This is a genomic window from Micromonospora sp. BRA006-A (assembly GCF_033433935.1).
In the GTDB taxonomy this organism is placed as follows: domain Bacteria; phylum Actinomycetota; class Actinomycetes; order Mycobacteriales; family Micromonosporaceae; genus Micromonospora; species Micromonospora aurantiaca.
On record NZ_JANCLW010000001.1, the window covers coordinates 5,740,868 to 5,765,284 of the forward strand.

The 24,417-nt window shown below is 73.1% G+C and carries 22 protein-coding genes; 6 read left to right on the forward strand and 16 right to left on the reverse strand.

Annotated elements, in window-relative coordinates; genetic code table 11:
* Positions 1-283: 283 nt before the first annotated feature.
* Entirely contained in the window at positions 284-829 is a 546-nt protein-coding gene (locus tag NMK34_RS26125) for a TIGR00730 family Rossman fold protein (protein ID WP_318335605.1), read from the reverse strand.
* 2 nt (positions 830-831) lie between these two features.
* The gene (locus tag NMK34_RS26130) at positions 832-1,713 is read right to left on the reverse strand and encodes a TIGR00730 family Rossman fold protein (protein ID WP_318335606.1); all 882 of its coding nucleotides are present in this window, start codon (positions 1,711-1,713) and stop codon (positions 832-834) included.
* Between the two features lie 155 nt (positions 1,714-1,868).
* Between NMK34_RS26130 and NMK34_RS26135 the strand changes: the two genes are divergently transcribed.
* Positions 1,869-2,030, forward strand: a complete 162-nt coding sequence (locus tag NMK34_RS26135) for a hypothetical protein (RefSeq protein ID WP_013288426.1) — start codon at positions 1,869-1,871, stop codon at positions 2,028-2,030.
* Positions 2,031-2,079: 49 nt separating this feature from the next.
* On the opposite strand, the gene dapE is transcribed toward NMK34_RS26135, so the two are convergent.
* Positions 2,080-3,153 carry a succinyl-diaminopimelate desuccinylase gene (gene dapE / locus NMK34_RS26140; RefSeq protein WP_030273854.1) on the reverse strand — a complete coding sequence of 358 codons (1,074 nt, stop codon included), beginning with the start codon at positions 3,151-3,153 and terminating at the stop codon, positions 2,080-2,082.
* Positions 3,154-3,256: 103 nt separating this feature from the next.
* Here dapE and dapD point away from each other — a divergent pair, with 103 nt between their 5' ends.
* Complete coding sequence (gene dapD / locus NMK34_RS26145) at positions 3,257-4,216, forward strand: 2,3,4,5-tetrahydropyridine-2,6-dicarboxylate N-succinyltransferase (RefSeq protein WP_262013984.1); 960 nt, start codon at positions 3,257-3,259, stop codon at positions 4,214-4,216.
* Between the two features lie 57 nt (positions 4,217-4,273).
* Here the strand turns inward: dapD and NMK34_RS26150 are convergent, their stop codons facing one another.
* Positions 4,274-7,624: a S8 family serine peptidase gene (locus tag NMK34_RS26150; RefSeq protein WP_318335607.1), complete on the reverse strand. Its 3,351-nt coding sequence runs from the start codon at positions 7,622-7,624 to the stop codon at positions 4,274-4,276.
* Between the two features lie 140 nt (positions 7,625-7,764).
* Here NMK34_RS26150 and NMK34_RS26155 point away from each other — a divergent pair, with 140 nt between their 5' ends.
* Positions 7,765-8,331, forward strand: a complete 567-nt coding sequence (locus tag NMK34_RS26155) for a sugar O-acetyltransferase (RefSeq protein WP_318335608.1) — start codon at positions 7,765-7,767, stop codon at positions 8,329-8,331.
* Between the two features lie 83 nt (positions 8,332-8,414).
* Positions 8,415-11,000, forward strand: coding sequence for a hypothetical protein (locus tag NMK34_RS26160; RefSeq protein ID WP_318335609.1), 2,586 nt, complete (start codon positions 8,415-8,417; stop codon positions 10,998-11,000).
* 12 nt (positions 11,001-11,012) lie between these two features.
* On the opposite strand, the gene NMK34_RS26165 is transcribed toward NMK34_RS26160, so the two are convergent.
* Genes NMK34_RS26165 through fdxA form a run of 5 tightly spaced genes read right to left on the reverse strand, consistent with a single transcriptional unit; the run spans position 11,013 to position 14,760 of the window.
* The gene (locus NMK34_RS26165) at positions 11,013-11,660 is read right to left on the reverse strand and encodes a nucleoside/nucleotide kinase family protein (protein WP_318335610.1); all 648 of its coding nucleotides are present in this window, start codon (positions 11,658-11,660) and stop codon (positions 11,013-11,015) included.
* Entirely contained in the window at positions 11,660-12,304 is a 645-nt protein-coding gene (locus NMK34_RS26170) for an SIMPL domain-containing protein (RefSeq protein WP_318335611.1), read from the reverse strand. The genes NMK34_RS26165 and NMK34_RS26170 overlap by 1 nt, the downstream gene beginning before the upstream one ends.
* 5 nt (positions 12,305-12,309) lie before the next feature.
* A complete protein-coding gene (locus tag NMK34_RS26175) occupies positions 12,310-13,326 on the reverse strand; it encodes a prephenate dehydrogenase (RefSeq protein ID WP_318335612.1) in 1,017 nt (338 codons plus the stop codon).
* Position 13,327: 1 nt separating this feature from the next.
* On the reverse strand, positions 13,328-14,437 hold the full coding sequence (dapC, locus tag NMK34_RS26180; RefSeq protein WP_318336429.1) for a succinyldiaminopimelate transaminase: 1,110 nt from the start codon (positions 14,435-14,437) through the stop codon (positions 13,328-13,330).
* Entirely contained in the window at positions 14,434-14,760 is a 327-nt protein-coding gene (gene fdxA / locus NMK34_RS26185; RefSeq protein WP_007464872.1) for a ferredoxin, read from the reverse strand. Before fdxA ends, dapC begins: the two co-directional genes overlap by 4 nt.
* A 79-nt stretch (positions 14,761-14,839) precedes the next feature.
* Here fdxA and NMK34_RS26190 point away from each other — a divergent pair, with 79 nt between their 5' ends.
* Positions 14,840-15,877 (forward strand): GNAT family N-acetyltransferase, encoded by a 1,038-nt coding sequence (locus NMK34_RS26190; RefSeq protein WP_318335613.1) that lies wholly within the window; start codon positions 14,840-14,842, stop codon positions 15,875-15,877.
* Positions 15,878-15,890: 13 nt separating this feature from the next.
* On the opposite strand, the gene NMK34_RS26195 is transcribed toward NMK34_RS26190, so the two are convergent.
* The 3 genes from NMK34_RS26195 to mshB all read right to left on the reverse strand — a co-directional run bounded on the left by NMK34_RS26195 (position 15,891) and on the right by mshB (position 17,856).
* On the reverse strand, positions 15,891-16,355 hold the full coding sequence (locus tag NMK34_RS26195; protein WP_262013992.1) for a hypothetical protein: 465 nt from the start codon (positions 16,353-16,355) through the stop codon (positions 15,891-15,893).
* A gap of 86 nt (positions 16,356-16,441) precedes the next feature.
* Positions 16,442-16,936 carry a hypothetical protein gene (locus tag NMK34_RS26200; RefSeq protein WP_318335614.1) on the reverse strand — a complete coding sequence of 165 codons (495 nt, stop codon included), beginning with the start codon at positions 16,934-16,936 and terminating at the stop codon, positions 16,442-16,444.
* Positions 16,933-17,856: an N-acetyl-1-D-myo-inositol-2-amino-2-deoxy-alpha-D-glucopyranoside deacetylase gene (mshB, locus tag NMK34_RS26205; protein ID WP_209310357.1), complete on the reverse strand. Its 924-nt coding sequence runs from the start codon at positions 17,854-17,856 to the stop codon at positions 16,933-16,935. The genes NMK34_RS26200 and mshB overlap by 4 nt, the downstream gene beginning before the upstream one ends.
* 85 nt (positions 17,857-17,941) lie before the next feature.
* Between mshB and NMK34_RS26210 the strand changes: the two genes are divergently transcribed.
* Positions 17,942-20,086: a prolyl oligopeptidase family serine peptidase gene (locus NMK34_RS26210; protein WP_318335615.1), complete on the forward strand. Its 2,145-nt coding sequence runs from the start codon at positions 17,942-17,944 to the stop codon at positions 20,084-20,086.
* Positions 20,087-20,174: 88 nt separating this feature from the next.
* Here the strand turns inward: NMK34_RS26210 and NMK34_RS26215 are convergent, their stop codons facing one another.
* The 4 genes from NMK34_RS26215 to NMK34_RS26230 all read right to left on the reverse strand — a co-directional run.
* On the reverse strand, positions 20,175-21,917 hold the full coding sequence (locus tag NMK34_RS26215; RefSeq protein WP_194800443.1) for an ABC transporter substrate-binding protein: 1,743 nt from the start codon (positions 21,915-21,917) through the stop codon (positions 20,175-20,177).
* Between the two features lie 108 nt (positions 21,918-22,025).
* Positions 22,026-23,012 (reverse strand): ABC transporter permease, encoded by a 987-nt coding sequence (locus NMK34_RS26220; protein WP_318335616.1) that lies wholly within the window; start codon positions 23,010-23,012, stop codon positions 22,026-22,028.
* Between the two features lie 11 nt (positions 23,013-23,023).
* Positions 23,024-24,031: an ABC transporter permease gene (locus NMK34_RS26225; protein WP_318335617.1), complete on the reverse strand. Its 1,008-nt coding sequence runs from the start codon at positions 24,029-24,031 to the stop codon at positions 23,024-23,026.
* A partial coding sequence (locus NMK34_RS26230) for an oligopeptide/dipeptide ABC transporter ATP-binding protein (protein ID WP_412098921.1) occupies positions 24,028-24,417 on the reverse strand: 390 nt, incomplete at its 5' end. The genes NMK34_RS26225 and NMK34_RS26230, both read right to left, overlap by 4 nt.

The window sequence follows — 24,417 nt, forward strand, 5'->3', positions numbered from 1 at the left end:
GACATCCCACCACGCCGGTACGACACCCGGAAACCGACCGCCGTCCCGCCCGTCACCAGCTCACCTGCCCGCAGCGTGCACCACTGCCCAGCTCTGCCACACACCCGTCTCTCAGGCGTTCACGCCACTTCGGCGAAGTGGCGGCATCCCACCCCTAGATCAACACCACCTCGGGCAAATGGCCACATCACACACGCCCGGACACCACCACCTCCCCGAAATGGTGTCGATCAAGCCCGCCGAAACGGTGGTGAACAAGGACGGGCCGACCGGGCGGGCGGGGTCAGGTCAGGCGGGTGTCCATCAGGTCCAGGGCGGCGGGGACGCTGTCGGCCACCAGCAGCAGGTCCAGCGCGGCCGGCTTGAGGAACCGCTGCTCGCCGAGCCCGCGGATCCAGTCGAGCAGCGGCCGGTAGAAGCCGTCCACGTCGACGATCACCATCGGCTTGGCGTGCAGGGCCAGGGTGGCTGTCGTCCAGACCTCGAACAGCTCGTCGAGCGTGCCGAGGCCGCCGGGCAGCGCCACGAACGCGTCGGACTTCTCGTCCATCAGCGTCTTGCGGCTGGCCAGGCTGTCGGTCACCAGCAACTCGTCGGAGTCCAGGTCGGCGACCTCCAGGTCGACCAGGGACTGCGGGATGACGCCGACGGTGCGACCGCCGGCCGCCCGCGCGCCCTGCACCACGGCGCCCATCATCCCGACGCAGCCGCCGCCGCTGACCAGCGTGTGGCCGCGCCGGGCCAGTTCCGCACCGGTCTCGGTGGCGAGCGCCAGCCAGCGGGCGTCGAGGGTACGGGAGGACGCGCAGAAGACACAGACGTTGGCCACGGTCAGCTCCGTCCCGCCGGGCCCTCGGGGGCGGCCTCGGCGGCGGCGCGCTGGTCGGCGGCCACCCGGGCGACCGCCTCCTCGCGGACCGCCTCCTGCTCGGCGGAGAGCACGGCCTCGGCCTCCACGATGTGCCGGACCGCCTCGTTGACGTCGTCGGTGAGGCGGATCAGGTCGAGGTCGGACGGGCCGATCTTGCCCTCGGCGGCCATGGTGCCGCGCAGCCAGTCGAGCAGCCCGCGCCAGTAGTCGGTGCCCATCAGCACGACCGGGAAGCGGGTCACCTTGCCGGTCTGCACCAGGGTGAGCGCCTCGAACAGCTCGTCCAGGGTGCCGAAGCCGCCGGGGAGCACCACGAACGCCTGGGCGTACTTGACGAACATGGTCTTGCGGGCGAAGAAGTAGCGGAAGTCGATGGCCAGGTCGACCCAGTCGTTGAGGCCCTGCTCGAACGGCAGCTCGATGCCGAGCCCGACGGAGAGGCCGCCGGCCTCACCGGCGCCCCGGTTGGCGGCCTCCATCACGCCGGGACCGCCGCCGGTGATCACCGCGTACCCGGCCCGGGCGAGGGCACCGCCCAGCTCCTCGGCCATCCGGCACTCGGGGCTGTCCGGCTTGCTGCGGGCGGAGCCGAAGACGCTGACCGCCGGGGGCAGGTCGGCGAGGGTGTCGAAGCCCTCGACGAACTCGGAGAGGATCCGCAGCGCGCGCCAGGCGTCCTTGGTCTTCCAGTCGCTGCGTCCCCGGGAGTCGAGCAGCCGCTGGTCGGCCGTACTCGTAGGAATCGCCCGGTTGCGCAGCGTCACCGCGCCACGGTGCCGTTCTCCCCGGTTCCGCTCCTCCCGCTGGCCGTGCCCGGCCGACATTCCCCTGCTCTCGCCCATGGGCTCACCGTAGTAGAGGGGCTCCGGCGCGGCGCGCAGGCCCGGGAGCCGGAGAAATCTTTGGGATCCGGGCAACTAATTCGGTCGCACGTACGTCTTACTATTCACATACCCGGTATACCCCGGGCGACGCGCCTTCGGGGGAGGAGCCAGCGTTGATCAGTAACAGCGAGATGATCCGGATCCGCCGTCAGATGCAGCGGCGGATCCGTGACGTGGTGGCCGAGCGCCGCCGCGCCCGGATGATGGAGACCCACCGGTCCGACCTGACCGGCGAGACCGGCGAGGCGGAAGCACCCCTGACGACGACCGTCTGACGATCACCGGGGCCCGCGCGGCGGGCGCGGGCCCCGGTATCGCCGCGCGTCAGGCCGGGGCCAGCCAGCGGTGCAGCGTCGCCGCGCCGTCCCGGATCTTGGTCAGCTCGACGTGCTCGTCCTTGTGGTGCGCCAGGTTCGGGTCGCCGGGGCCGAAGTTCAGCGCGGGAATGCCCATGGCCGCGAACCGCGCCACGTCCGTCCAGCCCAGCTTGCCGATCGGCGCGGCACCGACCGCCGCCAGGAACTCCTGCGCCGCCGGGCTCTCCAGCCCGGGCGGCGCGCCGGCCGCCGCGTCGGTGACCTCCAGCTCGAAGCCGGCGAAGACCTCGCGCAGGTGCGCCTCGGCGCCCGCCGGGTCGCGGTCCGGCGCGTACCGGTAGTTGATCTCGATCTCGCAGCGGTCGGGGATGACGTTGCCGGCCACCCCGCCGGTGATCCGCACCGCGTTGAGACCCTCGCGGTAGTCGCAGCCCTCGATCGTCACCCGGCGGGCCTCGTACGTGGTCAGCCGCCGCAGCACCTCGCTCGCGCCGTGGATGGCGTTCACCCCGTGCCAGGAGCGCGCCGCGTGGGCCCGCTCGCCGTGCGTGGTGACCACCGCCCGCATGGTGCCCTGGCAGCCCGCCTCGACGATCCCGTACGTCGGCTCCAGCAGCACCGCGAAGTCGGCCTCCAGCCACTCCGGGTGGCTCTGCGCGACCAGGGTGAGGCCGTTGTACTTCGACTCGATCTCCTCGGCCTCGTAGAAGAAGTACGTGACGTCGTAGCGCGGGTCGGGCAGCGTCACCGCCAGGTGCAGCGCGAACGCGACGCCGGACTTCATGTCGGAGGTGCCGCAGCCGTACATCAGGTCGCCGCGCATGGTCGAGGGGAAGTTGCCGTTGAGCGGAACGGTGTCCAGGTGGCCGGCGAGCACCACGCGCTGTGCCCGGCCCAGGTCGGTACGGGCCATCACGGTGTTCGAGTGCCGGTAGGTGGTCAGGTGCGGCACACCGCGCAGCACCTCCTCGACGCAGTCGGCGATGGCCTTCTCGTTGAGGGATACCGACTCGATGTCGACCAGGGCGCGGGTGAGCGCCACCGGATCGGCCAGGACCTCGGGGGTCAACGGGTTCTGCATGTCTCGCACGGTACCGTCATCCTCGGTGGGCGCGAGGGACACGTGCCGCGCCCCCGGCCGCGAGCAGCGGCGGACGCCGCCGCCGGAGCAGAGAGGTGTCACCGTGACGTCCGCACCATCCGCCTGGGGTATCGGCCTGGCCACCGTCACCGCACAGGACCAGGTGCTCGACACCTGGTACCCGACCGGCAAGCTGGGCCTGGGCGAGCTGCCGCTGGTGCCCGGCGAGGACCGGGCCGACGTGCTCGACCTGCCGCCGGGTGCGATCGGCGAGCGGACGCTGCCCGGGTTGCGCACTGTCGAGGTGACCACGCTGATCGGCTCGCTGGACGACCCGATCAAGGACGCCGCCGACGCGTACCTGCGGTTGCACCTGCTCTCCCACCGCCTGGTGCGGCCGAACGAGCTGAACCTCGACGGCATCTTCGGCAAGCTGGCGAACGTGGCCTGGACGTCGGCCGGGCCGTGCCCGCCGGAGCGGGTGGACGAGCTGCGTGTCATCGAGCGGGCCGCCGGCCGCCACCTGTCCGTGTACGGGGTGGACAAGTTCCCCCGGATGACCGACTACGTGGTGCCGTCCGGGGTGCGGATCGCCGACGCGGACCGGGTCCGGCTGGGCGCGTACCTGTCCTCCGGCACCACTGTGATGCACGAGGGCTTCGTCAACTTCAACGCGGGCACGCTGGGCACCTCGATGGTCGAGGGCCGGATCGTGCAGGGCGTGGTGGTCGGCGACGGCTCCGACATCGGCGGCGGCGCCTCGATCATGGGCACGCTCTCCGGCGGCGGCACGGAGAAGGTGCGCATCGGTGAGCGGAGCCTGGTCGGCGCGAACGCCGGTGTCGGCATCACGCTCGGCGACGACTGCGTGGTGGAGGCCGGCTGCTACATCACCGCCGCCTCGAAGATCACCCTGCCGGACGGCCGGACGGTCAAGGCCCGCGAGCTGTCCGGCGTCGACGGGCTGCTGTTCTGGCGCAACTCGGTGACCGGCGCGCTGGAGGCGAAGCCCCGCACCGGCCAGGGCATCACGCTCAACGCCGCGCTGCACGCCAACGACTGAGCCGTACCCCCGTCCGGGTCCGCGACGGCGACCGCCGCGCGGACCCGGACGGCCGGCTCACCGCAGGCGGTACGCCTGGATGATCCGCTGGGTCACGGTGTTGCCGGCGTCGTCACGGGCGGTGGCCCGCAGCGACGCGTACCCCGGGCCGGCCGGGTGCCGGACGGTGGCCGTCCACGCCCCGCCCTGCTTCTTCAGCGCCGCCTTCTGCCAGGTCTTCCCACCGTCGTAGGAGACGTCGACGGTGAGCGCCACGACCCGGCCGGACGGCGCGCCGGGCTGACGTTGCACGGTCACCGGCACGGTGAACGTCCGGCCCGCCGGGGCGGAGCTGTCCACCGCCAGCGGCGGGGTGAACCGGACCGCCATGGCCGGCAGCCGGGCCGGCACGTCACCCGGCACCCGCTTGGAGCGGAACGTCCAGCTCGCCGAAACCTCGGTGCTCAGGTCGGTGAAGTCGCGCTTCGCCACGGTCTCCAGCCGGTAGTTCGCCGTTCCCGGCGGCACGGTGAACTCGCCGTACCCCGGGTAGGGCGACTCGTCGACCAGCTTGCCGTTGCGGTAGAGCCGGGTGTGCTCGGTGTCGTTGAGCGAGCCGCCCGGGTGCCCGGCCGCGTCGCTGTGCACCGGCAGCGAGACGATGAGGGTGTCGCCGGTCCGCGTGATGCCCTGTTCCGGCCACTGCGGCTGCGGGAACGACGGGCCGAACGGGGCCTTGTTCCACTCGTCGCGGTAGCTGTGCCCGGCCCGGTAGCGGGTCGGCACTCGTTCCAGCGCCGCCCGCGGCTCCAGCCAGCCCTCCTCGGACCGCTCACCGAAGGCCAGTTCGGCGCTCCAGCGGGTGCGGGTGACGCTGAGGTGGTCGATCCGCCTGCCCGGCACCTGCACGGGCAGGACGATCGCCGAGCCGCCCATGTTGTAGTCGCGCTCCGCGTAGACGACCAGTTCGTTCTCCATCCCGGCGTAGCCGGCGGCGAACCGGTTCGTGACGGTGGCCAGGTCGGCCGGCCGGTAGTGCCGGACGAAGCCGGTCGGGAACCGGCCCGGGAACAGGTCGTTCAGGCCGTAGAAGTACGGGCTGCGTTCGGGCGCGGTCGGCTCGGCCCACTGGCTGGCGAGCGCGCCGACGAAGACCTCGTCGGAGACGGTGCGGCCGATCTGGGCCGAGTACAGGCCCTCGAACCGATCGGTCCACAGCCCGAAGCTGTTGTAGTAGTCGCCGAATCCCCAGGCCGCGGTGAGGTCGATCAGCAGTGGTGCCGCGCCTCGCTGCGGCACCGTGGTGCGGATCGGCTTCGCCCGCCGGGCGTCCAGCGTGAGCCGCTGGTTCCCGGCCACCACCAGTTCCGGCTGGGCGAGGAAGGAGACCTCCGACCAGCCCTGGTCACCGTCGACGAAGATCAGGCTCTGTACGCCGTACCGGCCCTTCGGCACCCGGATCCGGGTCTCGCCGCCGGCGCCGTAGACGTCCCGGTAGCCGCCGTCGTCGAGCCCGAGCAGAACGGTGTAGTAGCCGTCGGTCAGGGCACCGGAGCGGTTGCGGTGGGTCACGGTCAGGTCGTAGCTCTCCACCTCGCGGTCGACCGCGAGCGGGGTCACCGCCACCGTGTCGCCGGCGCGGGCGAGCAGGCGGCCGGTCCAGTAGCCGTCGGCGCCACCGAGCCGGGTGTCGATCACCACCGTCACCTGGGCGCTGCCGCCCGCCGGAACGGTGAGCCGGGAGGTGCTGAGGGTCAGCATGCCGGCCGGCGCGGTCCGCCCGCCCGGTCCGGTGAACTGCGTGCTCAGGTCGAGCGTGAGCGGGGCGGTCCCGCTGTTGCGGTAGGTGACCGTCCGGCTGACCGGCTTGTCGTCGGTGTGCGGCCAGGCCGCCACGCCGAACGAGACGGACGCCGGTTCGCTCGTCACCTGCTGGGTGATCGCGCGGGCGACGTCGACCCGGCCCGCGCCCTGCTGGAACGCGGTCTGGTCCGGGTGCGGCTTCGCCGAGGCCATCAGCGTCGCCTTGTAGCGCTCGGGCGTCCAGCCGGGGTGCTGCTGGGCGAGCAGCGCGACCGCGCCGGCCACGTGCGGGGCGGCCATCGACGTGCCGGACAGCGAGGCGTACCGGTCCCCCACCGGGTCGCCGATCTGGCCGTGCGCGGCCCGCGCGGCCACGATCTCCACACCCGGCGCGGTGACGTCCGGCTTGATCGCCCCGTCGCCGACCCGGGGACCGCGGCTGGAGAAGTCGGCGAGCGCGTCGTCCCGGTCGACCGCGCCGACCGCGAGCGCGGCGTCGGCGGTGGCCGGCGAGCCGACCGAGCCGTCGGCGCCGTCGTTGCCGGCGGAGATCACGAACAGCGTCCCGTGCTGCTCGGTGAGCGTTCCGACCGCCTCCTCCAGCGGGTCCACCTCCGGGGTGTCGCCGCCGCTGAGGCTCATGTTGACCACTGTGGCGTGCTGTTCGGCAGCGGCCCACTGCATGCCGGCCAGGATGGCCGACTCGGTGCAGCCGTAGACCTCGCAGACCTTCCCGGACAGCAGCGTGGCGTCGGGCGCCACACCCCGGTACTTCCCGCCCGAGGCGGCGCCGCTGCCGGCGATGGTGGAGGCCACGTGCGTGCCGTGCCCGACGATGTCGTCCGGGTCCGCCTCCTCGGTGAAGTTGCGCGACTCGGCGACTTTGCCGGCCAGGTCCGGGTGGCTGAGGTCGACGCCGGTGTCGAGCACCGCGACCCGCACGCCCTTACCGGTATAGCCGGCCGCCCACGCGGTCGGCGCGCCGATCTGCGGCACGCTGTGGTCGAGTGTCAGCCGCCGCCGGCCGTCCAGCCAGATCCGGTCGACACCCCCCGCCGCGTCGAGCCGGGCACCGGAGCGGTCGGCGCTCACCGCCTTCCAGAGCGCCCCGGTGTCATCCTTGTCGGCGACGACCGCCGCGCCGGCGATCGCCGGCAGGTCGCGGGTCACCCGCGCGCCGGCGAGCGGGGCCGCCGTCCGCCGGGCCGTCCCCGGCCGGTACGTCACGAGCAGCGGTACGCTGCCGCGCCGCGCGTCGTCGTACCCGGCCTCGATCAGCCCGCTCACGTCGAACAGGCGCCGGTCGAGCTTGCCGGCGCGGACCAGCGGGAGCGCGTCCTGCGGCATCACGGTGAGCCGGTCGCGCTCCTGTCCGACCAGGAACTGGATGCCGGCGCGGCCGGCGCCGGGGCGTACCGCGGCACGGCCGCCCGAGGCGACGGTGACCCGGTCGCCGGTGATCAGGGTGACGGTGACCGGTGGGACGCCGGCCGGGGTGGACGGCCCGGTACGGGCGGACGGGCCGGTCGGCGCCGTCGGCGCGGCGGCCAGCGCGGGCACCGGCAGGCCGAGCGCCAGCGTCAGGCCGAGGCCGAACGCCGTCAGCTTTCTGCGGTTCCGGAGCAACCTTCCTCCTTCGTCGAACGTTTCATCGATGAGAGACACATCGACGCGGGTATCAGGATTGCATACCGCGTATGCATCGGAAAGTCGCCGATCCGACGGAACCGCCACCACCCACCGGAACGGGCCGGGACGATCGGACGATGACCTCCATGAAGGACCGGATGCTGGCCGGCGAGCAGTACATCGCCGACGATCCCGCGATCATCGCCGACCTGGAGCGGGCGGCCCTACTCAGCGAACGCTTCAACCGCAGCTCCGCCGACGATCCGGCGGGCCGCCTCGCCGCGCTGCGCGAACTGCTCGGCTCGCTCGGCGAGGACGCCTGGGTCCGGCCGCCGCTGTACTGCGACTACGGACACCAGACGCACATCGGCGCGCGTACGTTCGTCAACTTCAACGCGGTGTTCCTCGACGTCGCCCGCATCACCATCGGCGCCGACGTCCAGATCGGACCGAACGTGCAACTGCTCACCGCCACCCACCCGGTGGAACCGGAGGCACGCCGGGCCAAGTGGGAGTCCGCGAAACCGATCACCATCGGTGACAACGTCTGGCTCGGTGGCGGTGTGATCGTGCTAGCCGGAGTGACCATCGGCGAGAACACGGTGGTCGGCGCCGGCGCGGTGGTGACGCGCGACCTGTCGGCGAACGTGGTGGCGGTGGGTAACCCCGCCCGCCCGATCAGGAGCCTCGACCAGCCATCCTGAGCTGCGGAAACAGCCGTTCCAGCGGATGCGGATTCCCGGCCCGTCGCGCACTCTGGGTAGTAGCACGTTTACCGGGAGGCACAATGGAACGGGTTCTCGAACTGCGGGTGCACGGGGTCTCCAACACCCCGCCGGATCAGCTGCTCGGCCTGACCGCCGGCGCCAACGGTGACGGTGCGCAACCAACACTTGTCGCCGGCGGTCAGACCACCGGCTTCTACCGGTCCAGCACGGCGGGCCGGGACGACCCGATCACCGTCGAGGCGTACAGCTGGGGGCAGTTGACCTCCGGCGCGCGGACCCGGCGGGACGTGGAACGGGCGCTGTGGACGCTGATGCTCCCTTTCGCGCTGGCGAACGTCGCGCTGCACGCCCGCGCCGGCATCCCGCCCGACCCGGACCAGGAACGCTGGGCCAGCCGGTCCGGCATCACGGCCTGGCTCATCCGCCTGTTCTGCCTGAGCCTGACCTGCACGCTCGTCGTCACGGTGACCGGCGTGGGCGTGGACCTCATCGCCTGGCAGTGCGCCGAGGCGGACTGCCTCGGCAAGATTCCCGGGCCGTGGGAGTTCCTCGGCGACCCCTGGTGGCGCGAGGGCACCCGGACGCTCGCGCTCGGGCTGCTGCTGCCACTGCTCGTGCTGGCCGGGATCGGGCTCGTCGCCTTCCGCACCTACCAGTACGAGGCGCAGATGCCCGCAGACCCGCACCACCACGCGCCGGCCCGGGAGGACGGCGAGCCGGACGGACGGCCGGACCCGCGTGAACCCCCACGGAACCCGCTCCAGGATCCGACGTTCTGGAACGGGGAGGGGCAACTGCGCCGGGCCGCCGTGCTGCACCTGTGCACCGGGGCGGTCAGCGCCGCCGCCGTACCGGTCGCCGCAGTGATGATCATGGACCCGCCGCGAGGTGTACGGGCCGCCGTCGCCTGGCCCACAGTGGCGCTGCTCGCCGCCGTGGTGGTGATCGCCGTGGTCGCTGTCGCCCGGCCGTGGCTGAGCCGGCGGCAGGGCGCCACCCCGCTCGGCCGGTGGAGCGCGGCGGTCGTGGCGCTCACCGCGCTCGGACTGATCGGGGCGTTCACCCTGCTGCTGCTCCCCGACGGGGCGGCCGGGCAGCCGCTGTCGGCGTACCGGCCGCCGGACGGGTGCACGGCGCAGCCGGTCACCGCCGGCTGCCGCACCGACAGGTCCCTGCCCGGGTACGACACGGCTGTCGCGTGGCTGCTCGCGTACCAGGTGCTGTTGCTGCTCGCCATCGCCGCGGCGAACCGCTCCGGCCGCCGGGCGCTGATCGGCCCCGTCGCCGGGATGGTGCTGCTGCCGGTCGGCGCGACCTGGATCGAACGCGGGCTGCCCGTGCTGCCCGCCGCGCCGGGCGAGTTGCGCACCTGGATTCTCGTCGCTCCGGCCGTCGCGCTGGCCGCCGCCGGACTGTTCCTGCCCCGCCTGCGACCGGCGGTGCCGACCCAGCCGCTCGGCGCGTACACCGATCTCGCCTGGCGCGGCTGCGCCCCGGCCGTCATCGCCGGGTTCGGCTGGATGATGGCGGTGGCGTACTGCGCCGGGCTGCTCTACTGGGTCAGCGACCGGCTCGACGCGTCGGCCGAGCCGAGCGGCCTGAGCCGGGTCGTGCCGCCGCTGGCCGTCTTCTGGGCCGGGCTGGCCTGCGCGATCGGCCTGGCCGCGCTGATCGGACTGCTGATCCGAGCCGTCGTCCTGCTGCACCGGCTGCGCCGGGTGGAGTACGCCCGGCTGGCCGCCACCCCCGGCCTGTCCGCACACGACCTGCGGCGCTGCCGCGACGTCAGCACCTACCGGGCGCTGCACCGGCTGATCGGCGAGCACGCGGTACGGCTGCTGGGCTGCTATGCCGCGTTCTGCGCCGTCCTGGTCACCCTCTGCTGCGCCGCCGCCCTGTCCGGCGAGCGGCCCAGCCCGCTGTCCCCGTCCGGCTGGCAGACCGCCATCCACTGGACCGCCGAGCGCGGCGACGCGCTCCTCGGCTGGCTGCCGGTGGTGATGGCGGCGCTCGGGCTGCTCGTCTACCGCACCGACTCGGTACGCCGCTCGGTCGGCGTGATCTGGGACGTGTGCACGTTCTGGCCCCGGGCCGCGCATCCGCTCGCGCCGCCCAGCTACGCCGAACGCGCCGTACCGGAACTCCAGACCCGGGTGGCGGGCCTGCTGGCGCTGCCGCCGCACCACGGCGACCGGATGGACGGCGTCATCCTCTCCGGGCACAGCCAGGGCACCGTCATCTGCGCCGCGGTACTGCTGCAACTGCCCCGCCGGTGGCGGCGGCGGACCTGGTTCTTCTCCTACGGCTGCCAGCTCACCCGGCTCTACGGGCGGGTCTTCCCGTCCTACTTCGGGCCGGAACGGCTGCGGGCGCTGGCCGGCGCGCTCACCTGGCCCGGGGGGCACGTGGCCTGGACGAATTTCTGGCGGGACACCGACCCGCTGGGCTGGCAGGTCAGCGCCGGTCAGCGGGACGTGCCGGTGGCCGACCCGGAGGCGCTGCACCCGTCCGGCGGCGAGGTGGCCGACCCGCCCATCCGCAGCCACAGCGGCTACCCGGAGGCGGTGGAGTTCACCCGCGAACGGGCGGTGGTGGCGCGGCTGCTGCGCCGCACCGTGCCGTCGCCGCGCCAGCGGACCGGCTGACCTCGCCCGGCGTCACGCCTGCGGCGGTTCGGCCAGGCGTACCACCAGGTCGGCGTGCTCGGCCGTGCCGGACACCCGCCGGGCGTTCTCCTCGTCGCTGCCGAGCGCCCAGGCGCGGGCCTGCGCCGGCGACTTCCCGTACGCCTCGTGGCGCGCGGTGAGCCGGCGCAGCCGCAGCTCCGCGTCCAGGTCCAGGAACCAGATCTGGTGTACGAGGGTGCGCACCTCCTCCCACGGGTCGTCCCGCAGCAGCAGGTAGTTGCCCTCGGTGACCACCAGGCGCACCTCGGGCGGCACCTCGATCGCCCCGGCGACCGGCTCCTCCAGGTCGCGGCGGAACTCCGGCACCCACACCGACGTCGGTTCCAGCCGGCGCAACCGGCGCAGCACGGAGACGAAACCGTTGACGTCGAACGTGTCCGGCGCGCCCTTGCGCCCGGCCCGGCCGAGCCGTTCCAGCGCCGATCCGGCCAGGTGGAAGCCGTCCATCGGGACCAGCCGGGCGACCGGGCCGAGCGCGGCCACGATCCGTTCCGCCAGGGTGGACTTGCCCGCACCGGGCGCGCCGGCGATGCCGAGCAGCTGACGCGGGCCGGCCTCGGCCAGCGTGCGCGCCCGGGCGACCAGGTCGTCGAGCCCGAGCACCTCCGCGGGCGGCATCAGCCCAGCACCGGCTCGCTGATGGTGAACCGCGCCTCGACCGCCGCCTGCACCGGCTGCGGCGCCGGGTCCAGTTCCAGTTCGCGCTCCGGCTCGCCGGAGCGCGAGTACGCCGCCCCGACCATCATCATCGGCGGGGCGGCGCTCATCCCGGTGTCGGACAGCTCGCGCAACGCGATCACCCGGGCGCCGAGCGCCTCGGCGTACTCCCGGGCCCGGACCAGCGCGTCGGCGATGGCGGCCTGCCGCGCCTCCCGGTAGGCCGGGCTGTCCGGACGCAGCGACCACACCGGCCCGGCCACCTCGACCTGCTCCTGGTCGGCCAGGCGGAGCATCAGCTCGCCGAGCGCGGTGAAGTCGGTGGTCGTGACGGTGGTGCTCACGCTGCCCTGGTAGGCCACCACCCGCTCGCCGGAACGCTTCGTCACCGGCCAGACGTGGACCTGGCCGGTCTCCCGGCGCTCCACAGCCGGCTCGGCGGCGTCGAGCAGCGCGCGCACCGCGGCGGCCCGTTCGGCCAGCCGGGTCAGCGTGGTCTCCCGGTCCCGGTCGCGCGCCACCGCCGTCACCGTGAACCGGGCCAGCTCGGGAGCCACCTCCCGGTACGCCTCACCGCGTACCGCCACGACCGGTGCGTCAGCCATGCCGCTCAGCCTAACGGCGGGGTGGCCGGCAGGTGCCCCATGTAGGTGACCGCGCCGGCCGTCTCCCGTACCCCGCTCAGGTGACCGCCCGCCGCGCCCAGCTCCCGCAGGTACGCCAGCTCGCCCGCGTGGTCGGCGGCGGCCGGGAACTCCCGCCGGTGCGTGCTGAACGTACGCGCCCGCAGCGTCGCGCGGACGTCCCGCCCCTCGGCGAACCGGTCCGCCAGCGCACCGGCGTCGCCACCGCGCAGCGCCTCGGTCAGCTCGCTCAGGAACGCGCCGAGCGCGTCCAGTTCGGCGAGGACGCGGTCCCGGTTGCCGAGCAGCATGTTCGCGGTCCGTTCGGGCGGCCCGCCGGCTACCCGGGTGCCGTCGGAGAAGCTGCCGGCGGCGAGCGTCAGCACCGCGTCCCGCAACGCCGACCGGTGCACGGTGCCGGCCAGCGCTCCCGCCAGCACGTGCGGTACGTGCGAGGCGAGCGCGGCGGCGCCGTCGTGTTCCGGGGCGGACATCGGCACCACCCGGGCGTGGAAGACGTCCACCAGCAGCACCGCCAGCCGCCGGAACGCGCCCAGGCCGGTCGGCCCCGGGCAGAGCACCCAGGCGGCGCCGTCGAGCAGGTCCGGGCCGGCCGCGGCCACTCCGGCCCGGTCCGCGCCGGCCATCGGGTGCCCCGGCACGACCCGGTGCCCGAGCCCCTGCACGGTGGCGGCGGTGCTCACCTCGGCCTTGACGCTGCCCACGTCGGTGAGTACGCAGTCGTCGTCGGTCACGGCGGCGACCCGGGCCAGTGTCGCCGGCAGCGTGGGCAGCGGGCCGCAGAGGAACACCACGTCCCGGCCGGTGACCGCCTCCTCGAGCGTGCCGGGCGCGTCGACGCCCAGGTCGCGTACCTGCCGGCGGGCCGCCGGATCGGGATCCCAGCCGGCGACGTCGAGCCCGGCGTCGCGCAGCCGCAGCAGCACCGAACCGCCGATCAGCCCGGTGCCCACCACCGCCGCCCGCGCCAGCCCGCCCGCCACGTCAGGCCCCGGCGAGCCGCCCGGCCACCGCGTCCACGTGCTCGTCGGACTCGGTGAGGGCCGCCCGGACGTGCCGGGCGCCGGCCGGGCCGTAGAAGACACCGGCGGCCACCAGGATGCCCCGGCGGGCCAGCCAGTCCACTGTCTTCCAGCAGTCCTCGTCCCGGGTGAGCCAGAGGTAGAGCCCGGCCTCCGAGTGCTCGACGGTGAAGCCGGCGGCGGTGAACGCCGCGCGCAGCTTCTCCCGCCGGACGCGGTAGCGCTCCCGCTGGGCGTCGGCGTGCTCCTGGTCGCCGAGCGCGGCCACCATCGCGGCCTGCACCGGCGCCGGCACGATCAGACCCGCGTGCTTGCGGATCTTGAGCAGCTCGGCCACCAGCGCCGGGTCACCGGCGACGAACCCGGCCCGGTAGCCGGCCAGGTTGGAGCGCTTGGACAGCGAGTGCACCGCCAGCACGCCGTCGTACGAGCCGCCGCACACCTCGGGCGAGAGCACCGAGACGGGCTCGGCGTCCCAGCCCAGCGGCAGGTAGCACTCGTCGCTGGCGACCACCGCGCCCCGCTCGCGCGCCCACTCGACCACCTTGCGCAGGTGGGCGGCGGGCAACACCCGGCCGGTCGGGTTACCGGGCGAGTTGACCCAGACCAGTCGGACCCGGGGATCCGGGCCCAGCGCGGTCAGCGAGTCGGTGCGTACCGTCGTCGCGCCGGCCAGCCGGGCCCCGTCCTCGTAGGTCGGGTAGGCCACCGACGGCACCACCACCACGTCACCGGGGCCGAGCCCGAGCAGCGTGGGCAGCCAGGCCACCAGCTCCTTGGAGCCGATCGTCGGCAGCACACCCAGGCCGTCGACGCCCGCGCCGCAGGCCCGCGCGACCCACGCCGCGATCGCGTCCCGCAGGGCGGGCGTACCGGCGGTCAGCGGGTAGCCCGGCGCGTTCGACGCGTCGGCCAGGGCCCGGCGGATCAGCTCCGGCACCGGGTCGACCGGCGTGCCCATCGACAGGTTGATGAGACCGCCCGGGTGCGCCGCGGCCGTGGCGGCCGCGGCGTCCAGGGTGTCCCAGGTGAAGTCGGGCAGCCGTGCCGAAACCGGCGAGCGCCGGTTCAGTGGCCCTCGCCGCGCGGCGGCTGCGCGGCGACGAAGGTGGCGTCCTTCTCCACCTTGCCGATCTTCGAGGCGCCCCCGGGCGAGCCCAGGTCCTCGAAGAACTCGTAGTTGGCCCCGGTGTAGTCCTTCCACTGCTCCGGGACGTCGTCCTCGTAGAAGATCGCTTCCACCGGGCAGACCGGCTCACAGGCACCACAGTCGACGCACTCGTCGGGGTGGATGTAGAGCATCCGGTTGCCCTCGTAGATGCAGTCGACCGGGCACTCCTCGATGCATGCCTTGTCGAGCACATCCACGCACGGCTCGGCGATGATGTAGGTCACCGGTCTTCTCCTCCGCAAGACTCGTCGCGATCAACCGCAACGGTAAGAGCCTAGTATCTCGCCGGGGAGGGGGTCGATCGTGCTCCGACAGCAGGACGTGGGACACCGGATCGTGGTCCGCCGGATTGTGGGGATTCGCGAGGGCCGCACGCTGTTCTCCGACGCGCTCGGCGAGCTCGTGGAGCTGAGCGAGACCCACATCACTCTGTCCACCGACGCCGGGCCGCTGCGCGTACCGGTGGCCGAGGTGCACCGGGCAAAGCGGGTGCCACCGGCCCGGCGGCCCACCGCCGCCGCCGTGGTCGCGCTGGAGCTGGCCGCCGACGAGGCGTGGCCCGCGCCGGTACGCGGACGGCTCGGCGACTGGCGGCTGCGCTGGGCCGACGGCTGGACCGGGCGGGCGAACAGTGCGCTACCCGTCGGCGACCCGGACCGCGCGCTGCCCGCCGCGCTGGACGCGGTGCAGCGCTGGTACGCCGAGCGCGGCGGGCCCGCCCTGGTGAACACCCCGCTGCCGCTGGCCGCCCCGGTCGGCGCGGAGCTGGACGCACGCGGCTGGACGTCCCGGCCCCCGGTGCTGGTCCAGACCGTCCCGCTGCGCACCCTGACCGTGCCGCCGCCCGCCGTCCCCCGGCCGGCCGCCATCCCACTGCCGGGCGCCGGACCGCTACCCGCCGACGCCCCGCTGCCGGCCGACGCCGCCGCCGGGATGCCGCCGGTGACGCTGACGGACGCGCCCGCCGACGACTGGCTGGCGATCGCCGCCGGCCGCAAGGGCGGGCTGCCGGACGCCGCCCGGCAGGTGCTCACCGGGACGCCCCGGGCCCGCTTCGCCGAGCTGCGCGAGGACGGCCGGCTGCTCGCGGTCGGGCGGGGCACGGTGACCGGCGGGGGCCGCTGGCTCGGCGTCAGCCTGCTGGAGACGGTGCCGCAGGCGCGCCGCCGAGGGCTCGCCGCCGCTGTCGTCCGCGCCCTGGCCGCCTGGGGCGCCGCCGAGGGCGCCACCCACGCGTTCCTCCAGGTAGAGCAGAGCAACACCGGGGCGGTGGCGCTCTACCGGCGGCTCGGCTTCACCACCCACCACACCTACCTGACCCGGGTCGCCCCGGCGGCCTGAGCGGCGCTCCCGGTCAGCGCCGGACGATCTTGCGAGGCCGGGTGCGCTTCATCTCGGCGTACCGCTTGAGCTGGCGGGACCGGTAGTCCCGGCCCAGCGCGGTCAGGATCAGGTAGCCGACAAGGACGCCCGCCGCGGTGGCCGCGAGATAGAGCCAGATCTGGGCGAAGAACAGTCCCGCGCCGCCGCCGAACGGGTTCTCCCCGACCAGCAGCGGACCGACGAACACGGTGAGCGCCAGCGCGACCGCGACCGCGGCAGCCAGGTCACCGGCCCAGCGGCCCAGTGGCCGGTCGGCGCCCCACCGGAACGCGGTGCCGGCCAGGATCAGCCCGATGACCAGGAACATGGCGAGCGAGACGCGGCCGGACGCGGTGTCGTCGTCCGGGAACGCGAATCTGATGACCAGCCGGGCCACCACGTTCACCCCGAACAACGCGGCCGCCAGCACGCCTACCGCACGCCACCGCTGACCCATCGCACGCCTCCCGCCGTACCGCCCGCTCCCTCGGCGGGCCTCTTGGCTGGAATGTCTACCACCGCGAGCTGTGCGGCGTCAGCACCTCACCGTGCGTCGGGCGGCGTCACCAGGTGCCGGAAACCCAGCACCGCGAACGTGACCGCGCCGGCCACGATCAGCGCGAGGCCGAGCACGTTGTCACCGGCGAGCGCCAGATCGCCCTCGACGGTCCGGAAACCCCCCACCACGATCACCAGGAACCACGGCAACGCGCCGAGCACCACCGCCCAGCGCGTACCCGTCGACCGGTGGGCGAACCGGCCCAGCAGCACCGTCGTCGCCACCACGGCGACGACGCCGGCGGCCACCAGGCCGACGCCGAGGAGCGCCCGCAGCCCGCCGGAGCGGCCCTGCACGGTCTCCCAGGCCCACGTCGCGAAGATCAGGTCGAGCAGCGCCAGCAGGACGCCGGCCCAGACCGTCACGACGCCGCCGGCCACCCGCAGCGCGCGGTCGAGCACCCGCTCCGCCGGGCTCGGCGTCGCGGCCGCCGGCGGCTGCTCAGGGACTGTCGACACGGGTACGGCCGGCAGCGTCACCGGAGACCGGCCGCCGCGACCGGGGACCGCCGCGGGTCGTCCAGGGCGATGCCGGCGAAGAGGTCGTCCTCCCAGCCGTACGGGCCGGCACCCGGCCCCTTCTCGCCGACCGCGAGCGTGAAGTACTCGACGCCCATGAACTCGCCGCCGAAGTTGCCGGCGATCGAGTAGAGCCAGGAGTTCGCCGGGATCTGGGTGGCGTGGGCGCGCATCGCCGCCTCCTTCGCGGCGTGCTGGTCGGTGCCGTCGATCCGGGCGGCGATCTCCGCATCAGGCGTGCCGAACGGCAGCTCGTCGGCGCTCTCGATGCCGGCGAACGGATTGTCCGACGACTCGGTGAACGTCTCCAGGCCCGCGTCGAGCACGCTGCGCGGCATCGCCGTCCAGTAGACCTTCGCCGGTGCGATCCCCTCGGCTGCGGCCAGTTCCACCGCCCGCATCGCCACCCGGTGCGCCTGGATGTGGTCGGGGTGGCCGTAGAAGCCGTCCGGGTCGTACGTGACCAGTACCTGCGGGCGGACCTCGCGGATGACCTCCACCAGGTAGCCGGCGGCGGTGTCCAGGTCGGCCTGCCAGAACGCCCGCGGATGCTCGTTCGTGGCCAGGCCCATCATGCCGGAGTCGCGGTAGCGGCCCGCGCCGCCGAGGAACCGGTGGTCGGTCACGCCGAGCGCGGCGCAGGCGGCCGCCAGCTCGCCGATCCGGTAGCCGCCGAGCTGGTCCGCCTCGGCCGCGCAGAGCTGCGCCAGCGCCGGGACGTGGATCTCGCCCTCCTCACCGAGCGTGCAGGTCACGAGCGTGACGTGGGCGCCGGTGGCGGCGTAGTGCGCCATCGTCGCGCCGGTCCCGATCGACTCGTCGTCCGGATGCGCGTGGACCAGCAGAAGGCGTCGGTCGGGCAGCGTCGTCACGCCCGTCACTCTAACCGGCGGTCCTGCCCGCTCGACGGTGATGCGTCCGCCCAGGTCGGCCACATCACCTCCGGCGCCCGCCTACTCTGCAGGCGTGGACTTTCCCGAGCTGGCCGCCCGTACCCGTCGGTTCAGCCACGGGGCGCCGCGTGCCGTCACCGTCGCGGGCGACGGCGCCCGGGTGATCTTCCTGCGTTCCGCGGGACCGGAGGACCCGGCCGACGCGCTCTGGCTGCTCGACGTCGACAGCGGCGAGGAACGACTGGTAGCGGACCCGGCGGTGCTGCTGGGCACCGACGCCGAGCCGGCCCGCCTCGCCCCCGGTGAACGGGCGCTGCGCGAACGGCTGCGGCTCAGCTCCGGCGGCATCGGCTCGTACGCGCTTGACTCGACCGGCCGGGTCGCCGCGTTCGCGCTGGCCGGGCGGCTGTTCCGGGCCGACCTGGTGCACGGCGACGTGATCGAGGTGGCGGCGATCGGGCCGGTGATCGACCCGCGGCCCGACCCGGCCGGCGAACGGCTCGCGTACGTCACCGACGCCGCCGAGGGGGTGCGCCGGGGCCAGTTGCGGGTGGTCGAACCGGACGGTACGGACAACCTGCTCGCCGGGGAGGACCACGGCGTCACCTGGGGGCTGGCCGAACACATCGCGGCCGAGGAGTTCCACCGCTACCGCGGCTACTGGTGGGCGCCGGACGGGCGCAGCGTGCTGGCCGCCCGGGTCGACGAGTCCCGCCTGGAACGCTGGTACCTGCACGACCCGGCGGACCCGGCGACCCCGCCGACGTCGCTCGCGTACCCCGTGGCGGGTGGGCCGAACGCGGAGGTCAGCCTGCACCTGCTCGACCTCGACGGCGGCTGGGTCGACGTGCACTGGGACCGGGAGACCTATCCGTACCTGAGTTCGGTGGACTGGACCGAGGGCGGACCGCTGATCACCGTGCTGCGCCGCTCGCAGCAGCACGGCCTGGTGCTCGCCGTCGACCCGCGCACCGGGGAGACGCAGGTGCACGCCGAGCTGGCCGACCCGCGCTGGGTGGAGCCGATCCCCGGTACCCCGGCACACCTGCCCGACGGGCGGGTGCTGGTCGGCGGCGAACTGGCCCACGACGGGTACGACGCGCGCTGCCTGTTCGCCGACGGCACGCTGCTCACCCCGCCGTCGCTGTACGTGCGGCGGGTGGTCGGACGGTTGCCGAACGGCCCGAACGCGGCGGCCGACCTGCTGGTGGAGGCGAGCGAGGGCGAACCGAGCCAGCGCCACCTCTACCGGGTGCGGACCACCATCGGCGGCGGCATGGACGCCCGCCGGATGGGCAGCGACCCCGGCTGGCACACCGCCTCGATCGGCGGGGCCACGCTGGCGGTGGGCATCGCGTCGCTGGAGCACGCCGGGATCCGCTGGCGGGTGTGGCACGGCGACCGCGAGGTGGCCGAGTTGCGCTCGTTCGCCGCCACCTGCTCGTACGCGCCACGGCCGACGATGGTCCGGGTGACCGACAGGCGGCTGCCCAGCGCGGTGCTCTACCCGGCCGAGCACGTCAAGGGCACCCGGCTGCCGGTGCTGCTGGACGTCTACGGCGGCCCGGGCCACCAGGAGGTGGTGGCGGCCCGCGGAGTCTGGCTGGAACGGCAGTGGTGGGCCGAGCAGGGCTTCGCGGTGGTCACCATCGACAACCGGGGGACGCCGGGCATCGCGCCGTCGTTCGAGAAGGCGATCCACAGGCGGGTCGCCGACGTGATCCTCACCGACCAGGTGGACGCGCTCACCGCGCTCGCCGACAAGCACCCGGATCTGGACCTGGAACGGGTGGCGGTGCGCGGCTGGTCGTTCGGCGGCTGGCTGGCCGGGCTCGCGGTGCTGCGCCACCCCGAGTTGTTCAAGTGCGCGATCGTCGGCGCGCCGGTCACCGACTGGGCGTTGTACGACACCGCGTACAGCGAGCGCTACCTGGGCATGCCGGACGACGGGATGGACGTGTACGCCCACCATTCGCTGGTCGAGCTGGCCGCCGAGCCGCTGGGCGACCCGGCGCAGGCCCGGCCGATGCTGCTGGTGCACGGCCTGGCCGACGACAACGTGCTGGCCGCGCACACGCTGCGGCTGTCGGCGGCGCTGCTGGCGACGGGCCGCCCGCACGCGGTGCTGCCGCTGACCGGCGCGAGCCACCTGGCCGCCGGCGGCGTGTCCGAGCGCCTGCTCCGGCTGGAGCTGGACTTCCTCCGCCGCTACTTGTAAGGAAGGGCCCCCTTTTAACGCCTGCGGTAGAGGAAGGGCCCCTTGTTAACGCGAGGCGTTAACAAGGGGCCCTTCCTTCAGCTACGGGCTACTGCTTGACGTAGGCGTTGACGAAGTTCGGGTAGCCGAACACGGAGGAGATGAACACCCCGCCCGCCTTCGACCCGTGCACGTTGTACGCCACGTCCACGTAGAGCGGCACCACTGGCGCGTGCTCCTTCATGATCCGCTCATCGAGCTTGCCCCACTCCGGGCCCTGCTCGGACGGCGGCAGCGCCAGGATCCGGTCCATCTCGGCGTTGATCGCGTCGTCGTTGAAGTACGACTGGTTGCTGTTGCCCTCGGCCTTGATGGTCCGGCCGTCGTAGAGCACCGGCAGGATCGACGCGCCGCTCGGCCAGTCCGCCGCCCAGTTGCCGATGTACAGGTCCCAGGGGTTGTTCTTCTTCTTGACCTCGTCCAGCTTCGCGTCGTCCGGGATGTTCCGCACGGTGATCTTGAAGCCGGCGCGCTCCAGGTTGCCCTTGAGCTGGACCGCCTCCGCCTGCTCGGTCGTGTTGTCGGCGACACCGAGGACCAGCTCCGGCGTCTGGCCGCCGAGCAGCTCCTTGGCCTTCTCCACGTTGCCGTTGGCGCCCGCCGGGTACGCGTCGTACGCCTTGTAGCCGATGGTCGACGGCGGCATCAGCGTGGTGATCGGCTGCGCGACGGTCTGGCCGCCGAGCGCCTTGACCAGGCCCTCGCGGTCGATCGCGTAGTTGAGCGCCTGGCGGATCTTCAGGTCCTTGACCCGCTGGGTGTTGATCACGAGCTGGTTGGCGCTCGGGGTCGGGGACAGCAGCGTGCGGGACTTCAGCGCCGGGTCACCGGCCACCTTCGCCACGAGCGAGGCGGGCACCGAGTTGAACGCCAGCGCGCTCTGGTCGGCGCCGTTGTCCGCGATCACCCGGTTGTTCGCGGCGTCGGCGGTCGGGCCGAAGCTCCACACGAACTGGTCCGGGTACTGGTGCCGCACCGGGTCGGTCTTCGCGTCCCAGTTCGGGTTGCGGTCGAGCGTGAGCTGGACCCCGACCTGGTTCTTGGCGATCTTGTACGGGCCGGACGAGAACGGCTTCTGGTCCAGGTTGACCCCGGTGTCCTTCTCCGGCTTGAGCGGCGCCGTGGTGGGCAGCGAGACCGCGAACGGCAGGTCGCAGCGCGGCTTGGCGAACTCGAAGCGCAGCGTCTTGTCGTCCGGCGTGGTCAGGCCCGGCGGCAGCGACGTCTTGTTCTTCTTGAAGTCCCACTTGGTGTCGTACTGCGCGGTGTCGGCCAGCCACTCCTGGATGTAGGTGGGGCCGCCGGTGAGGTCCGGGTCGAAGGAGCGGGCGATGCCGTACGCGATCTCCTTCGAGGTGATCGGGCTGCCGTCCTCGAACTTCACCCCGTCCTTGATGGTGAATTCCCAGACCTTGCAGTCGTTGTTGACGTTCTTGCCCGGGGTCTCGGCCAGGTCACCCACGAGGACCAGGCCACCCTTGCCGTCGTCCTTCCAGGTGGTCAGGTAGCGGGCGAAGAGCGGGTTGGCCATCAGACCGGCGAACGAGTACGTCCGCTGCGGGTCCAGGTGGGAGATGGGGGTCTCCCGGATGATGGTGAACGTCCCGCCCTTGGCCGCGCCGTCGATCTCGGCGGCCGGGCCCTGCGAGTCCTTGGGGTCGGTCGCGATGACCCCGGTCTGCTGCCGGTTGCCGTCTACAGTGGTGCCTTCGCCCGTGTTCTCCGAGCAGGCACCGAGTGCCACAACCAGTGCGATGGCGCCGCCAGCGGCGGCCGCTGCGCGTGGTCGCATGTCCTACCTCCTCCACCCGTGCGCCGAGCGCATCCGCCGACGTCCCGAGGATCGTAAAGAAGAAAAGCTACGAGTTGGATAACAGTTGTCGATAAATTTCGTCGCGGTTCAGCCGAGCCGCACCCGCGGGTCGATCACCGCGTAGAGCAGGTCCACCACCACGTTCGCCAGCACCACGAAGACCGCCGCGATCAGCACGGTCGCCATGATCGTCGGCAGGTCACCCGAGCGGACCGCGTCGACAGCGGTACGCCCCATCCCGTTCAGACCGAATGTCGTCTCGGTGATCACCGTGCCGCCCAGCGCCCCGCCCACGTCCAGACCGGCGATCGTCACCACCGGTGTGATCGCGGCGCGCAGCGCGTGCCGGCCGTACACCTTGCGTTTGGCCAGGCCCTTCGCCCGCGCGGTCCGGACGAAGTCCTCCGAGAGTGTCTCCAGCATCTGCGCCCGGGACAGTCGCGCGTAGATCGCGGAGAAGAGGAACGCCAGCGCCACCCAGGCCAGCACCAGCCCGCTCGTCCACTTCATCGGATTGTCGAACAACGAGGTGTAGCTCGGCACCGGCAGCAGGCGCAGGTTGTAGACGAAGACGATGAGCAGCACCGCGCCGACGAAGTAGAGCTGCAACGAGGCGCCGGTGAGTGAGAAGCCGATCGCCGCCCGGTCCAGCCAGCTGCCCCGGCGCAGCGCCGAGAGCATGCCCAGGCCGACGCCGAGCAGCAGCCACAGGATGGCGGCCGGGATGACGATGCTCAGCGTCACCGGCAGCACCCGGGCGATGGTGTCGGAGACCGCCTCGTTCGACACGTACGACCAGCCGAGGCAGGGGGCGTCGCACCGGCCGCCCTGGGCGCTGCCCAGGTCCCGGCCGGTGAAGATGCCCTTCATGTAGCCGGCGTACTGGCTGATCAGCGGATCACGCAGGCCCAGCTCCTGGCGGACCCGCTCCAGTCGCTCCGGGTTGCAGTTCTTCGGGCACATGCCGGTGACCGGGTCGCGGGGCAGCGCGAAGAACATCAGGAAGCTGAGCACGCTCACCGCGAACAGCGTGAGCGCGGCGGACAGCAGCCGGCGGATGAGGAATCGCGTCATGGGCCGGCCTCCTACCGGGACGACTTCGGGTCGAGCGCGTCGCGCAGCGCGTCACCGAAGAGGTTGAAGGCGAACACGAGCGCGAAGATGGTGATGCCCGGGAAGAAGACGTACGCCGGGTCGGTCTGCAGGTAGTCGAGGCTGCGGTAGATCATGCGGCCGAAGCTCGGCGTCTCGTCGGTGAGACCGACGCCGATGAACGACAGCGCGGCCTCGCTGGTGATGTACTGCGGCACCGCCAGCGAGAAGGCGACCAGGATCGGCGCCCAGGCGTTCGGCAGCAACTGGCGGAACAGCATGTGCCCGAGACCCGCGCCGCTGGCCCGCGCCGCCTCCACGAACTCGCGTTCGCGCAGCGCGATGATCTGACCCCGGACCAGCCGGGCCGTACCGGTCCAGCCGAACAGGGCGAAGATCGCGATGAGCACACCGATCTGGAAGTACGCCGGCACGGCCTCGCGCTGCCCGTAGAAGCGCAGCGCGACGGTCGGCATCAGGGCCAGCGCGATGATCAGGAACGGCATGGCCAGGGTCAGGTCGGTGATCCAGTTGATCACCGTGTCCAGCCAGCCGCCCAGGTAGCCGGCGAGCGTCCCGAGCGTCACGCCGATCACCGCGGTCAGCACGGCCGCCGCGAACGCGATGAACAGCGACGTCCGCAGCCCGTGCACCATCCGGATGAAGATGTCCCGGCCGAGACCGGGTTCCAGCCCGAACCAGTGCTCCCCGGTCACGCCGCCGGCGTAGCCCAACGGCATGCCGTAGCCGTCGAGGCGGCTCTGGAACTGCTCCTTCGGGCCCACCCCGTACAGCGCCTCGATGAGCGGTACGGCGAGCGCGACGAGCACGAAGAACGCCAGCAGGCCGCCGCTGATCAGCGCGGTGCGGTCCCGCCTGAGCCGCGCGAGGGCGAGCTGGCCGGGTGACCGGCCGACGAACTCCTTCTTGCCGCTCTCGTCGCCCTCGCCGGGCGACTCGATCTCGGCGAGCGCGACGCCCTCGACCGGCGACAGGCTCATTGGGACACCTCCACGGGTTCGCCGGTCGGCACGCCGACCGGTCCGCTCTCCGGGTAGTGGCAGGCGGTGAGTTGCCCGCCGTCGTTCCGCGTGGTCAGCGCCGGCTCTTCGGTGGCGCAGTGGTCGGTGGCTTTCCAGCAGCGGGTACGGAAGCGGCAGCCCGACGGCGGGTTGAGTGGCGTGGGGACGTCGCCGGTGAGGCGGATGCGTCCGGCGGGGCCGAGGGTGGTGACGTCGGGGATCGCGGACAGCAGCGCCCTCGTGTAGGGGTGTTGCGGGCGGGTGTAGATGGTGTCGCGGTCGCCGATCTCGACGATCTTGCCGAGGTACATGACGGCGACGCGGTGGCAGAAGTGCCGCACCACGGCCAGGTCGTGGGCGATGAA

Bases quoted from the DNA above. Each gene is read 5' to 3' on its own strand.
- NMK34_RS26215 (WP_194800443.1), bottom strand. From the start codon at position 21,917: ATGCGACCACGCGCAGCGGCCGCCGCTGGCGGCGCCATCGCACTGGTT.
- NMK34_RS26220 (WP_318335616.1), bottom strand. From the start codon at position 23,012: ATGACGCGATTCCTCATCCGCCGGCTGCTGTCCGCCGCGCTCACGCTG.
- NMK34_RS26130 (WP_318335606.1), bottom strand. From the start codon at position 1,713: ATGGGCGAGAGCAGGGGAATGTCGGCCGGGCACGGCCAGCGGGAGGAG.
- dapE (WP_030273854.1), bottom strand. From the start codon at position 3,153: ATGCAGAACCCGTTGACCCCCGAGGTCCTGGCCGATCCGGTGGCGCTC.
- NMK34_RS26155 (WP_318335608.1), top strand. From the start codon at position 7,765: ATGACCTCCATGAAGGACCGGATGCTGGCCGGCGAGCAGTACATCGCC.
- NMK34_RS26160 (WP_318335609.1), top strand. From the start codon at position 8,415: ATGGAACGGGTTCTCGAACTGCGGGTGCACGGGGTCTCCAACACCCCG.
- NMK34_RS26170 (WP_318335611.1), bottom strand. From the start codon at position 12,304: ATGGCTGACGCACCGGTCGTGGCGGTACGCGGTGAGGCGTACCGGGAG.
- NMK34_RS26225 (WP_318335617.1), bottom strand. From the start codon at position 24,031: ATGAGCCTGTCGCCGGTCGAGGGCGTCGCGCTCGCCGAGATCGAGTCG.
- NMK34_RS26165 (WP_318335610.1), bottom strand. From the start codon at position 11,660: ATGCCGCCCGCGGAGGTGCTCGGGCTCGACGACCTGGTCGCCCGGGCG.
- NMK34_RS26195 (WP_262013992.1), bottom strand. From the start codon at position 16,355: ATGGGTCAGCGGTGGCGTGCGGTAGGCGTGCTGGCGGCCGCGTTGTTC.